General features: G+C 53.5%; 12 protein-coding genes. 10 read left to right on the top strand and 2 right to left on the bottom strand.

The features are described from left to right. Window positions 1–20 precede the first annotated feature (20 nt). The 3 genes from OEL57_RS01040 (at window position 21) to OEL57_RS01030 (ending at window position 3,661) form a co-directional block, all read left to right on the top strand. Window positions 21–461, top strand: a complete 441-nt coding sequence (locus OEL57_RS01040) for a UPF0158 family protein (protein ID WP_300735918.1) — start codon at window positions 21–23, stop codon at window positions 459–461. Then, complete coding sequence (locus OEL57_RS01035; RefSeq protein ID WP_331489746.1) at window positions 425–2,860, top strand: heavy metal translocating P-type ATPase; 2,436 nt, start codon at window positions 425–427, stop codon at window positions 2,858–2,860. The genes OEL57_RS01040 and OEL57_RS01035 overlap by 37 nt, the downstream gene beginning before the upstream one ends. A gap of 225 nt (window positions 2,861–3,085) precedes the next feature. Continuing rightward, complete coding sequence (locus OEL57_RS01030) at window positions 3,086–3,661, top strand: flavodoxin family protein (RefSeq protein WP_300735916.1); 576 nt, start codon at window positions 3,086–3,088, stop codon at window positions 3,659–3,661. On the opposite strand, the gene OEL57_RS01025 is transcribed toward OEL57_RS01030, so the two are convergent. Both OEL57_RS01025 and ligA read right to left on the bottom strand, forming a co-directional pair. Next, a complete protein-coding gene (locus OEL57_RS01025; protein ID WP_300735914.1) occupies window positions 3,658–4,974 on the bottom strand; it encodes a sensor domain-containing protein in 1,317 nt (438 codons plus the stop codon). The genes OEL57_RS01030 and OEL57_RS01025 overlap by 4 nt on opposite strands. 11 nt (window positions 4,975–4,985) lie before the next feature. Then, on the bottom strand, window positions 4,986–7,043 hold the full coding sequence (ligA, locus tag OEL57_RS01020; protein ID WP_300735912.1) for an NAD-dependent DNA ligase LigA: 2,058 nt from the start codon (window positions 7,041–7,043) through the stop codon (window positions 4,986–4,988). Between the two features lie 161 nt (window positions 7,044–7,204). On the opposite strand from ligA, the gene groES reads away from it, so the two are divergent. From groES to OEL57_RS00985, 7 genes are all read left to right on the top strand, one after another. Further along, a complete protein-coding gene (gene groES, locus OEL57_RS01015; RefSeq protein WP_265551421.1) occupies window positions 7,205–7,495 on the top strand; it encodes a co-chaperone GroES in 291 nt (96 codons plus the stop codon). A gap of 172 nt (window positions 7,496–7,667) precedes the next feature. Continuing rightward, complete coding sequence (gene groL, locus OEL57_RS01010; RefSeq protein ID WP_300735904.1) at window positions 7,668–9,314, top strand: chaperonin GroEL; 1,647 nt, start codon at window positions 7,668–7,670, stop codon at window positions 9,312–9,314. A 165-nt stretch (window positions 9,315–9,479) separates the two neighbouring features. Continuing rightward, on the top strand, window positions 9,480–9,770 hold the full coding sequence (locus OEL57_RS01005; protein ID WP_300735902.1) for a hypothetical protein: 291 nt from the start codon (window positions 9,480–9,482) through the stop codon (window positions 9,768–9,770). Window positions 9,771–9,830: 60 nt separating this feature from the next. Continuing rightward, complete coding sequence (locus OEL57_RS01000; RefSeq protein ID WP_300735900.1) at window positions 9,831–10,811, top strand: hypothetical protein; 981 nt, start codon at window positions 9,831–9,833, stop codon at window positions 10,809–10,811. Between the two features lie 164 nt (window positions 10,812–10,975). Then, window positions 10,976–11,368 carry a hypothetical protein gene (locus OEL57_RS00995; RefSeq protein WP_300735898.1) on the top strand — a complete coding sequence of 131 codons (393 nt, stop codon included), beginning with the start codon at window positions 10,976–10,978 and terminating at the stop codon, window positions 11,366–11,368. Beyond that, window positions 11,365–11,832: a hypothetical protein gene (locus tag OEL57_RS00990; RefSeq protein WP_300735896.1), complete on the top strand. Its 468-nt coding sequence runs from the start codon at window positions 11,365–11,367 to the stop codon at window positions 11,830–11,832. The genes OEL57_RS00995 and OEL57_RS00990 overlap by 4 nt, the downstream gene beginning before the upstream one ends. Further along, a partial coding sequence (locus OEL57_RS00985) for an STN domain-containing protein (protein WP_300735894.1) occupies window positions 11,814–12,701 on the top strand: 888 nt, incomplete at its 3' end. The genes OEL57_RS00990 and OEL57_RS00985, both read left to right, overlap by 19 nt.

Below are 12,701 nucleotides of genomic sequence, written 5' to 3'. Positions count from 1 at the left end.
AAGAACGGGGAGTACTTTTCATGATACACAGTGTAGCCATCGCCTGGGATGAACTCCTGAGGGCGTTCTCAAATATGGAGCAGGACCGGGTCTACTTTTTTGACCGGATGACCGGTGAGATCTTCTCTGTCAGATCAGACAGTGAGGATGATTTCTGGGACCAGATTGAACAGCAGCAGGGACGTTTTTTGGAGATCCCCGCCCTGGATACAGCTGCAGAACGTACACTCATCAACGGTTTTCTTGCAAAGCAGGCCAACCTGGAACTACGCGGCCTGCTGGATCATGCCCTTTCAGGACACCCTCCCTACGCCAAAACCGCTGATATTCTGTCGTTCTTCCCGGAAGAGGAGCTGCAACTGTCAGAACTGCGTGACACCTTCCTGAGCAACCGCGTCAAGCACTGGCTGGAGGAAAACGAGCTATTTTCCCTGAGCACTTCCCTGAACGCAGTCCACTAAAGGAGCGGTTCATTAAAAAACTATCAATCCCAATAACCGGCATGTCCTGTGCCAACTGCGCTGCCCGTATTGAACGGGAGATCAGCGCCCTGCCCGGCGTGGAATCAGCCGTGGTTAACTTTGCCATTGCCCAGTTGACCGCTGCGTTTGATGAAAACACCATCAGCGTTGACAGTATCATGGAAAAGGTGCAATCGCTGGGCTACGGCGTGCTCAAGCCCGAACCACCGGGCGAACTGACCTTCTCCATCACCGGCCTGCACTGCGCCAACTGCGTGGCCCGCCTTGAAAAAATTCTACAAGAGCAGCCGGGAATCAGCACTGCCGTGGTTAACCTGGCGGCAGCCAGCGGATTTGTCCGTTTTGACCCTGCCCTGCTGGACAAAAGTACAATCTTCAGAATTGTGATTGATGCCGGTTACACGCCAGCCGAGGCAGAAGCCGGTGAAGAGGCAGAAGCAGGAGAACTGGCTACTCAGCGCAACTGGTTCCTGTTCTCACTGGCGCTGTCTATGCCGATCATGGCCACCATGACGCTGCATGATCTGCGGAGTGTGGGCTGGCTGAACCTGATCCTGGCCACCATCATCCAGTTCAGCGCCGGTTTGGCTTTTTACCGTGGCGCCTGGTCTGCCCTGAAGAGCAAGAGCAGCAACATGGATGTACTGGTGGCCTTGGGAACCAGCGCCGCCTGGGGCTACTCGCTGCTGGCCTTCTTTGGCCTGCTGGGGGATAGTCATGAGGTCTTTTTTGAGACCTCGGCCTGGCTGATCACCTTTATCAGGCTGGGTAAATATCTGGAAGCTCGGGCTCGCGGCAAGGCTGGTGAGGCGTTAAAGAAACTGCTGCACCTGCAGGCAGACAAGGCCCGACTGGTTACTGCTGAAGGAGAAAAAGAGGTGCCAGCCTCGGTGATCCGGGTGGGCGATCTGGTGGCGGTCCGCCCCGGTGAAACCATTCCGGTGGATGGCCAGGTGATGGAAGGTGCATCCAGTGTTGATGAGGCGATGGTTACCGGCGAATCCCTTCCGGTGTCTAAACAGGTCGGTGATACAGTCACCGGTGCCACCATCAACAAAAACGGTCGCCTGATCGTCAAGGCGACCCGGATCGGCGAAGAGACCCTGTTGGCCCAGATCGTCAGGATGGTGCGGGATGCCCAGGGGGACAAAGCCCCGATCCAGCGTTTTGCTGATGCGGTCTCGGCCTGGTTTGTACCGGCCGTGATCGGCCTGGCCCTGCTCACCTTTGTGGTCTGGCTGGTGATTCTGAAAGCACCATTCCTGATGGCCTTCAAGTTCGGCGTTGCGGTGGTGGTAATAGCCTGCCCCTGCGCCATGGGTCTGGCCACCCCAACCGCCATCATGGTGGGCAGCGGGGTTGCCCTTTCCCGTGGCATTCTGGTTAAGAAGGGCTCTGCCCTTGAGACTATCGCCAAACTTCAGGTCATGCTGTTGGACAAGACCGGCACCCTGACCAGCGGCAAGCTGGCCATGAGTAGACTGGTGACCGCACCTGGCGTTGATGAACAACGGCTGCTTGAATGCCTTGCTGCTGCAGAGGCATCATCCAGCCACCCCCTGGCTCAAGCTGCCGTGGCTGCGGCAAAAGAACGGGGCTACGTTCCCGGCGAAGTGGGGGACTTTCACGAGTTAGAAGGACATGGTGTCACCTGCAGCTACAACGGCATCCGTCTGGCAGTTGGCAACCTGCGTCTGATGGATTCAGAAAAGGTGAAGACCGCCCACCTTGAAGAGGAAGCTGAACAGCTGGCAGCAGAGGGCAATTCGCTGATGTATGTTGCTGCAGATCAGGTTTTGGTGGGAATTGCCGCCTTCAGTGACACCATTAAGGCAACCTCCTGCCAGGCTGTTGCAGAATTAAGGCAGCTGGGTATCCGCACCGTAATGATTACCGGAGACCATGCCGCAGTAGCTGCGACAGTTGCTGCCCAGGCTGGCGTAGACAGCTTTGAGGCCCAGGTACTGCCGGGGCGCAAGCAAGAGCTGGTTAAAGAATGGCAACAGAAGGGGCTGGTGGTGGGAATGACCGGTGACGGCATTAACGATGCCCCTGCCTTGGCTGCTGCTGATGTTGGCATCGCCATTGGCGGTGGTACCGATGTGGCCAAGGAGACCGGCGATATTGTGTTGATCAAGGATGACCTGCTGGATGTGGTACGAGCCATCAAGGTAGGTCGTGCCACCTTGGCCAAGGTAAAACAGAACCTGTTCTGGGCGCTGTTTTACAATGTGACCGGCATCCCGGTGGCAGCAGGTCTGTTTGCAGGTTACGGTATCTTCCTGAAGGCAGAGTTTGCTGGACTGGCCATGGCCTTTTCATCGGTCTCGGTGGTGCTGAACTCACTGTTGCTGAAACGGATTGCACACAAGCTCTAACGCAAAGTTTGAAAGCAAGACACAGAGGCGCAAAGAGTAGAACCGTGTGGTTACGTCATGTAACGGTTTCGCCTGTAAGGCTGTTCCTTGTTTTCGGGTAACTACTTAATTTTCTCCGCGAGCTCCGCGCCGCGTGAGTAACTGCCGTTTTTAGGTTTAATTGGGTTTATATGCTTTTCTCTGTATCTCTGCGTCTCTGCGTTAAAAAACATCTGGGGGTTTCACATGAAGGTCATCGCATTTAACGGCTCCGCTCGCAAGGATGGCAACACCGCCAAGTTGATCAACTACGCCTTTGAAGAACTGGTAAAAGAGGGAATCGAGACAGAGCTGATGCAACTGTCCGGCAGACCGATCCATGGCTGTATCGCCTGCTACAAATGCTTTGCGAGCAAGGACCGTCGCTGCGCCGTAACCGATGACTGCGCCAATGAGTGTATAGAAAAGATGGATGCAGCTGACGCCATTATTATCGGCTCACCCACCTACTTTGCCGCGATTACGCCGGAGGCGAAGGCGCTGATTGATCGTTGCGGCATGGTCTCACGGGCCAATGGAGACATGTACAAACGCAAAGTTGGTGCTGCCGTGGTTTCGGTACGGCGGGCCGGCGCGATCCACGTCTTTGACACCATCAATCACTTCTTCACCATTGGTCAGATGATCATCGTCAGCTCAAGCTACTGGAACATCGGGGTGGGCAGGAATATCGGTGATGTGGATGGCGATGACGAAGGGATCAAGACCATGCGGGATCTGGGCAGCAACATGGCCTGGTTGCTGAAGAAGCTGGCGGACTAGATATCTTCCCGTTCCCGATAAAAACGGAAGTTGTTTTTTCCGGATCGTTTAACCTCGTACATGGCATCATCGGCGGTGGCCAGCAAGCCATCGCCATCTTCAGCGTCTTCAGGAAAGACGCTGATGCCGATGCTTGATCCAATACTGTCCTGCTGACCATTTGGCAGGGTAATCGGACGTTGTAATGCCAGTAAAATCTTTTCCGCCACCTGCCCGGCATCGCTATAGTGTGTAAGTGCTCCCAAAATCACCGTAAACTCATCACCACCGATCCTGCCGGCCGCGTCAGAGATACGGATGCAGGCAGACAACCGGGCTGAAACCGTCTTCAGCACCCGGTCACCGGCCTCATGGCCATAGAGATCATTAATCCGTTTAAAGCCATCCAGATCGATAAACAGAAGGCCAAAGCGATGACTGCTACGCTTGGCAACTGCCACAGTCTGGGCAAGCCGGTCCAGGAACATCCTGCGATTGGGCAGGCCGGTCAACATATCAAACTGGGCCATCTGCTCCAGACGATCCAGTAACTCTTTGCGTTCAGTAACGTCCTCTTTAAGGGCGACATAATGGGTTGCCCGCCCCTGTTCGTCAAAAACCGGCGAGATAGATGCCATTTCCCAAAACAGTGACCCGTCCTTACGCTTATTATGAAATTCACCACGCCATTCTTCACCCCGTGTAAGTGTATCCCACAACTCTTTAAAAAACTCTTCCGTCTGATCCCCCGCTTTGAGAATTCGAGGGTTCTGACCTATCGCCTCTTCAAAGCTGTAACCGGTCAAGCGGCTGAAAGCCGGATTAACATATTCAATTATTCCGCTAGTGTCGGTAATCACAATAGAAGCCGGACTATGCTCTACAGCGGCTGACAACTTGCGTAACTGTACCTCCTCCTCCTTACGTGCCGTAATATCCCGGATGCTTGAGGCCCGCATGGTATGCCTGCCAACCTGAAACGTTTTGCCGCGCACCTCAAACAAGCAGGTATGCCGGTTCCTGCAGACCCCCTCAACCTCATAGGGACGATCATACCCGGTGCTTATTTTTTCACGAATAGTGGCATGATACGGCTCTGCAAAAAGATCGTAGAGAGAACGCCCTAAAAGCTCTTGACGGGTATAACCGCATATATCAGCTGCTCGCTGATTGCAGTCACAGATGATACCGTCTCTGGAGAGCAGGATTCCTTCAAACGTGGCTTCAGCCAGATTACGATAGTGCTCTATCCGTACACAGAAATAGCGGCGATACAACAGGCAGGCGAAAACGCCACAGATAAACAGTAGAAGATACAGGGCAAGTTGGGACATGGGGAAAGCGATCATTTGTTTATTTTAACATCCTTCGCCAACATGGCAAGCAATTCATCCTCAGAAAGTACACTTATTCCCAGAGCCCTGGCCTTTTCCAGTTTACTGCCCGCTTCACTGCCCGCCACCACGTAATCGGTCTTTTTTGAGACTGAGCCAGTCACATTGCCACCTTCAGACTCAACCAGCCTTTTTGCCTCATCACGTCCCAGTGTGGTCAGTGTGCCGGTAAAGACAAAAGTCAGACCGGCCAGCCGACCACCAACCCGTTTTTCTTCAACCGTGGGTGCAACGCCGGCCTCTTTCAGCCGTTGCAACACCGCCTGGTTGGCCGGGGCATCAAAAAAGGAACGGATACTGACCGCCACAGCCGGGCCGACATCACGGATGCTGGTCAGCTCTTCCAATGTGGCGGCCTGCAGGTTATCAATACTGCCAAACCGCTCTGCCAGGGTCTTGGCGGTCCGCTCCCCCACATGGCGGATACCCAGCGCGAAGATGAAGCGAGACAGTTCCTGCTGTTTACTGGCAGCAATGGCAGCCAGCAGATTTTCCGCCAGTTTGTCCCCCATCCGTTCAAACTGCATGAACTCTTCACGGGTCAGTTGGTAGAGATCAGCAATATCTTTGACCAGCCCAAGACTGATCAGCTGTTCAATATACTTGCTCCCCAGACCGTCAATATCCATGGCATCGCGGGAAGCAAAGTGGATGATCGATTCTGCCAGCTGAGGCGGACAGGCCAGTCCGCCCTGACAGCGCACCGCCACCTCACCGGCCTCACGAGCAGCCTTTGAACCGCAGACCGGACAGACCTCCGGCTCCGGCAGTTCCTGCTCTGCACCGCTGCGCTGATCAAGCAGTACCTTGACCACTGCCGGGATCACATCCCCTGCCCGCTCCACAATCACCTTGTCACCTACCCGGATATCCTTGCGCCGGATCTCATCCCAGTTGTGCAGGGTGGCACGCGATACTGTGACACCGGACAGCTCCACCGGTTCCAGATTGGCCACCGGTGTGATCACGCCGGTTCTGCCCACCGAAAGAATAATCTCGTTAATCCGGGTGGTTGCCTGCCGGGGAGGAAATTTGCAGGCAATAGCCCAACGGGGTGAACGGCTTTTTTCACCCAGTTCCTGCTGCAGACGCAGGTCATCCACCTTAATCACCATGCCGTCAATCTCATAGGGGAGGGAATCACGTTGTTCCTGCAGATCCAGAAAGCAGGCAACCGCTTCTTCAATACCTGTGACCTGTCTGGCCTGATCACTGACCGGTAGCCCCCAAGCGGCCAGCTGGCTCATCAGCCCGGTTTGTGTCCTTGACTCTGTTTCTATCATCCCCACGCCATAGCAGACCATGGCCAGCGGACGTCTGGCCACCACTGCGGGATCAAGCTGACGGATAGAACCGGCTGCGGCATTACGGGGGTTGGCAAAGGGCGGCTCCCCCTCTTCTTCCCGCTGCTGATTCAGCTGCTGAAAGGCCTGCAGCGGCAGGTAGACCTCGCCACGCACCTCAAGCAACTCCGGAAAACCACTACCAGAAAGACGCAGTGGTATCGTGCGAATGGTACGGATATTTGCCGTCACATCCTCACCCACAACACCATTACCACGGGTAGAAGCCTGCTCCAACAAACCGTCACGATAGACCAGCTCAATTGCCAAACCATCCATCTTCGGTTCGCACTGGTACGCAATCACCATTTCATCCGGCAAGGCCAACAGGCTGCGAACCCGTTGTTCAAAGGCACGAATCTCGTCTTCCTGCATGGCGTTCTCAAGTGAGAGCATCGGCAATCGATGGAACACTTGGGCAAAGCGCTCCAACGGATTCCCTCCCACTCGCTGGGTTGGCGAATCAGGCGTAGCAAGTTCCGGCCATTTTTCTTCCAACTCCAGCAGCTCCCGCATCATGGCATCGAATTCAGCATCGCTAATCTCGGGGGCATCCAATTTATGGTAACAGTCGTTATGATGTCGAATCAGCACTGTCAGCTCCGATGCCCGTAACCCTGCCTCACTCTTCGCAACAACGTCATCTAAAAGGGAAAGTTGTTCCATACCTGCTCCTTGTCACGACACTATAGCAAAAATTTCAAACTGCCCCTTGATTTTTAACCAGCCGGTCGCTATATTCCCTCTCGTTAGCACTCACCACAATAGAGTGCTAGCAGACACAACACACAACACCACACACCATAGCAACGAAAGGAGAAGTACCAATGAAACTGAGACCACTGCATGACCGTATCATCGTTAAGCGCCTTGAGGGCGAAGAGAAGACCGCAGGCGGCCTGTTTATCCCCGACACCGCCAAGGAAAAACCCCAAAAAGGTGAAGTGGTTGCCGTGGGCAATGGCAAGAAGAACGATGAAGGCAAGTGTGCTCCCCTGGATGTAAAAGTTGGTGATTCAATCCTGTTCGGCAAATATGCCGGTACTGAAGTAAAGGTTGACGGCGATGAGTTCCTGATGATGCGTGAGGACGACGTTCTGGCCGTTATCGAGAAGTAAAGCGGTCTTTTTCCGCCCCGGCTTCGTCTCGTTTCACAACTGCTTGTGCGACGTACTAATAGAGTACGCCTCCGCGCAGTTGCTTACGAACCAAACCCGGAACGAAAAAACCTCGCTTTAATATGAATCTAAAAACACACTCGTAATAAACTAAAATCTGGAGGAATAGTACATGTCTGCAAAAGAGATCCGTTTCAATGAGGAAGGCCGTAACGCCATCCTGCGTGGTGTTAATGCACTGGCTGACGCTGTCAAGGTAACCCTGGGCCCCAAAGGCCGTAACGTCATCATCGAGAAGTCCTTCGGCTCCCCGCTGATCACCAAGGACGGCGTTTCCGTTGCCAAAGAGATCGAACTGGAAAACAAGTTCGAGAACATGGGCGCTCAGCTGGTTAAGGAAGTTGCTTCCAAGACCTCCGACGTTGCCGGTGACGGCACCACCACTGCAACCGTACTGGCGCAAGCCATCTACAAGCAGGGTTCCAAGCTGGTTGCTGCCGGTCACAATCCGATGGAAATCAAGCGCGGCATTGATAAGGCTGTTGAAGCCATCGTGTCCGAACTGGTCAAAATCTCCAAGCCGATCAAGGACCACAAAGAGATCGCCCAGGTTGGTACCATCTCTGCCAACAACGACAAGACCATCGGTGACATCATTGCCGAGGCCATGGAAAAAGTCGGCAAGGAAGGCGTGATCACCGTTGAAGAAGCAAAAGCAATGGAAACCAGCCTTGAGACCGTGGAAGGGATGCAGTTTGACCGCGGCTACCTCTCCCCCTACTTTGTGTCTGATCCAGAGCGGATGGAAGCAACCCTTGAGAACGCCACCATCCTGATCTACGACAAGAAAATCTCCAACATGAAGGATATGCTGCCGGTACTGGAGCAGACCGCTAAAACAGGCCGTCCGTTGATGATCATTGCTGAAGACATCGAAGGCGAAGCACTGGCTACCCTGGTGGTCAACAAGCTGCGTGGCGTGCTGAACGTCTGCGCTGTTAAAGCTCCCGGCTTCGGCGATCGTCGCAAGGCGATGCTGGAAGATATCGCTGTACTGACCGGCGGTACCGTTATTTCTGAAGATATGGGCTTCAAACTTGAGAACGCTACCATGGAGATGCTGGGCCGTGCCAAGCGGATCGTGGTTGACAAGGACAACACCACCATCATCGATGGCGACGGTGCCGAGTCTGATATCCAGGGTCGCGTCAAGATGATCCGCGCCCAGATTGAAGAAACTTCTTCTGATTATGACCGCGAGAAGCTGCAAGAGCGTCTGGCCAAGCTGGTTGGCGGCGTAGCGGTGATCAAGGTTGGTGCTGCAACCGAGACCGAGATGAAAGAGAAAAAAGCTCGCGTTGAAGACGCACTGCACGCAACCCGCGCAGCTGTTGACGAGGGCATCGTCCCTGGTGGCGGCGTAGCTTACATCCGTGCCCTGAACGCCCTGAACAGCGTGGCTCTGCCTGCTGAGCAGCAGTTCGGTGTGACCATCATCAAGAGCGCCCTGGAAGCTCCGATCCGTCAGATCGCCGACAACGCCGGTATCGACGCATCCATCGTGGTTGACAAGGTTAAGAACGGCAAGGACGCCTTCGGTTACAACGCCGCTGACGACACCTATGTTGATATGCTGGAAGCCGGCATCATCGACCCCACCAAGGTATCCCGCTGTGCTCTGCAGAATGCCTCTTCCGTGGCCGGACTGATGCTGACCACCGAGTGCATGATCGCCGAGAAGCCCAAGAAGGATGGCGGTATGCCTGCTATGCCCGGCGGTATGGGCGGCATGGGTGGTATGGGCGGCATGGATTACTAAGCCAGCGTACCCAGTTGTCATTGTTGCAACCAGAACGGGCAGAGAGTTTCTCTGCCCGTTTTTTGTTAAACCTCGTAAACACGGCCCCGGATAAGTGGTTTTATCTAGACAGAAACACCCCGCATAAGGTAAAAAAGTCAATCAATTTCAGTTTATGGGGGCTTAATGTCACTCCTCGCGGTCGTCAGCTACGACGCCGATGCTATCCGGATCGTCACTGCTCAAAAGACACGAGACAGCTTGATCTGTAAACAAGCTCTGACGCTAGCCGACGATGAGCTTGAGGGATTTCTTTCTCAAGATCAAAGCAAAGCCTACCTGTTAACCGTCAACCCGCCCGACGCACTGTACGAAACCATTTCCATCCCCCCTGTCGACGACAAACTTATTGCTCGCATTGTTGATGCAGAACTCAAACGGATGCACCCGGAATTACCTCCATTCAGCATAGCCTAACAGGTAATTGGCGACAGCATACAGGATGGCAGAACCATCCGCAGAGTTGCCTGCTGCTTAATGCCCAATGAATTACTGGATATGCTGCTTGAGCCATTCATTCGGCATAATAAATCTGTACGGATGATTGCAGCAACCCCTCATGCTCTCGCCGGACTGGTTATCAACACGCCATCAGATCTACCCGAAACATTGCTCTGCGCATACGATGAAGGAGAGCGTAAGACGTTGCTTGTGCTGGAGAACGGCGCTGTACTGTTTACCCGCCAGGTGCCTTCGGAATGCCGTGGTTGGAACACCCTTGACCGTCAGAACGTTACCATGACTATCGATTACTGTTTTCAAACGCTACGGGTCAGACCTGGCGGTGCCATAGCTATTAACAGTGAAGATCCACCGCCTCCCTTTGTCGCATTTGAACCGATTATTGCCTCAGGTTTTCCTGCCAACATTATCACCGAATATCCGGCTCAGTTGGCATTACTGACGTATCCTCTGCCTGCATCTCAAAACCTGCGACCCGCGGCCTATTGCTCCGCCCTGCGGGAACAGGACCTGATAAAAAACACCAGCTTGGGCTTTATTATTGCGACAGCCTGCGTAATCCTTCTGCTACTGGTACAAGGATTTTTAATTACCGCAATGCAAGCAGATCTGGATAGCCTGCGTCAACCGCCTGCCTTGCTGCACAACGTCATTACAACGCATCAAAAAGCCATGGAAAAGCGAGCTGCAGTTGAGCCGTTGATCAGCATACTCAACAGTCAGCATGCTGAACCTTCGGTCCCCGGCTTACTGGCCACGCTTGCCCTTGCACCTCTCACGGATGTAACGATCAGTGGCATGACAGCAAAAAGGGATAAAGACGCTATCGTGCTATCTTTAACCGGTGCAATCCTCAAACCGTCTCTTGCAGGTGCGCAATCGCAACTTGAGGCGCTTTCCACCCAGCTTTCCAACACCAAAGGGGTTACCCTGGGTAACCGTACCCTTGACCCCCAAAACAACAAATTCAGCGTGGAGGCCACTCACAAACCATGATTGCCGCCATGCAACGACAAACCCGCCGAAAGCTCATCCAACTAGGGATTATACTCACCTGTTTTACGCTCTTAGCATCACTGTTAAGTGGTGTTATTCGCTATAAAGAGATGCCCTCACGCACGATTACCAACCAGAAAACCATTTTTCAAAACGTGGGTAGAATGCGCCTTGCTGTAAAAGATACGGACAAGACAGTAGCCGACTTCAAATCCCTTCTGCCCCCTGCCTACGGGACACGCACCCCCGAATGGCTGGTCTACAGCAGAATTGATAACCTGAAGTCTCGGCTACAGACAACTGAACTGACGGTGAAAGCCATTGAAAATAGAGAAAACATGATAGTTGTTGATTTTTCTGCTACTCTGCCATTGCGGGATGTGAGCTCCTATAGCAGAATCGTCAACCTGCTTGGCTACCAGGAAACGCTGGCCTTTCCCTTTGTCAATATTCGCAGCATCCAGGTTGACCAGTCCGGTAGCGAGACACTGCAAGGTTTAAAACTTGTTGTGGAGGGGATTGTGCAGATGCCGGCGCCACAGGAAGACAGCCAATGATGGTCAAACTCTCAAAAGAGGCTATCATTGCAGTATGCTGCACGCTTGCCGCCCTGATTGTACCAGCACTCATCTTTTTGACGGTCAAATTCCCGCTCAAACAGACTCCTGACGAGCGGTCATTAGTCACTTTTTCTCCAACACCAGTCACGCTTAGCCCCCGGATCTGGCGGGAGGCATCCAGCACCTGCCCGGTAGCGCTTAAAGCACTGACGATTGAAAGGCAGGCTATAGCGGCATCCCCGGCAGATCACGCACTTAAACAAGCAGGTACAGACCCGGCACAGCTCCCCCAACTGACGTTTATTCTGTACGAAGGAAATCCTAAGAAGGATACTGCCATTCTGGATGGGCGTCTGCTACGACAGGGGAATAGTTTTAACGGATGGAAAGTCTCGAAAATCGAACAAAAGCGGGTACAGTTAACAGGCAGGATAGGAACACAATGGCTCAGCATGGAATAGCATCCTCGATTGCACGGTTAGCACTGTTGGTTACCCTGGCACTACTAACCGGCTGTGCATCCAGTAGCATCAAACAGGCCACACCAGCGCGTTCTGCCCTTGACACGACCCTGTCTGCCCCTGCGGGTAAGCATGATCCGTTTATTCAGCAAAACATCAGGGAACTTCAGAGCCAGCAAGCACTGACTCCAATCAAGACACCAGATTACCAGCCGGTAAGTGACGATGTATCCCCGGCTAAATCCCGTTTGGTTAACATTCAGGCCCGGAACAGCGCATTGGGAGATATCCTGCATGTCATTGCCGATGCTGCCGGACTGAACCTGATTATTAACGACGGCGTGCATCAGGACCGTCCCGTCACCCTTACACTCAAGAAAGTTACTGCTGATGATGCCCTGGCAATCCTGCTAAACTCGGCAGACTACTATTACACGATCAAAGACAACACTATCACGGTAGATGCAACCGGAACCAAGTCGTTTGAACTGGGGCACCCGGCCATGGTGCAAGGTTTTAACGTTGAAGTGGGCGGCGATATTCTAGGTAGCGGTGCAGCACTATCTGCTGGCGGTTCAGGCGGCGGTTCTTCAAATATCAAAGGAACGATCACCCAGACAACCAAAAGCGATACCAAGGCATTTGACTTCTGGGAATCCCTGGAAAAGTCCCTGCAAGGAATGATCGGCAAACCAGAAACACAGTCCGGCAAAGTAGAAACCGCCTCCGTAACCAACAGGACCAATGCTGCCGGTGTAACCACAACATCCCAAACTAAAACGATCATTGAACAGCCCCAAAAACCTGTAATCGCATCACCTGCAAATGAATCGTCAGCCAATGGTGAAGATTCGGGCCCTCGCCAACAG

Source organism: Trichlorobacter sp. (genome assembly GCF_030247655.1).
In the GTDB taxonomy this organism is placed as follows: Bacteria; Desulfobacterota; Desulfuromonadia; order Geobacterales; family Pseudopelobacteraceae; genus Trichlorobacter.
This window is presented reverse-complemented; position numbering and strand designations above follow the sequence as displayed.

Bases quoted from the DNA above. Each gene is read 5' to 3' on its own strand.
- OEL57_RS01040 (WP_300735918.1), top strand. From the start codon at position 21: ATGATACACAGTGTAGCCATCGCCTGGGATGAACTCCTGAGGGCGTTC.
- OEL57_RS01030 (WP_300735916.1), top strand. From the start codon at position 3,086: ATGAAGGTCATCGCATTTAACGGCTCCGCTCGCAAGGATGGCAACACC.
- OEL57_RS01025 (WP_300735914.1), bottom strand. From the start codon at position 4,974: ATGTCCCAACTTGCCCTGTATCTTCTACTGTTTATCTGTGGCGTTTTC.
- ligA (WP_300735912.1), bottom strand. From the start codon at position 7,043: ATGGAACAACTTTCCCTTTTAGATGACGTTGTTGCGAAGAGTGAGGCA.
- groES (WP_265551421.1), top strand. From the start codon at position 7,205: ATGAAACTGAGACCACTGCATGACCGTATCATCGTTAAGCGCCTTGAG.
- groL (WP_300735904.1), top strand. From the start codon at position 7,668: ATGTCTGCAAAAGAGATCCGTTTCAATGAGGAAGGCCGTAACGCCATC.
- OEL57_RS01005 (WP_300735902.1), top strand. From the start codon at position 9,480: ATGTCACTCCTCGCGGTCGTCAGCTACGACGCCGATGCTATCCGGATC.
- OEL57_RS01000 (WP_300735900.1), top strand. From the start codon at position 9,831: ATGCCCAATGAATTACTGGATATGCTGCTTGAGCCATTCATTCGGCAT.
- OEL57_RS00995 (WP_300735898.1), top strand. From the start codon at position 10,976: ATGCGCCTTGCTGTAAAAGATACGGACAAGACAGTAGCCGACTTCAAA.
- OEL57_RS00990 (WP_300735896.1), top strand. From the start codon at position 11,365: ATGATGGTCAAACTCTCAAAAGAGGCTATCATTGCAGTATGCTGCACG.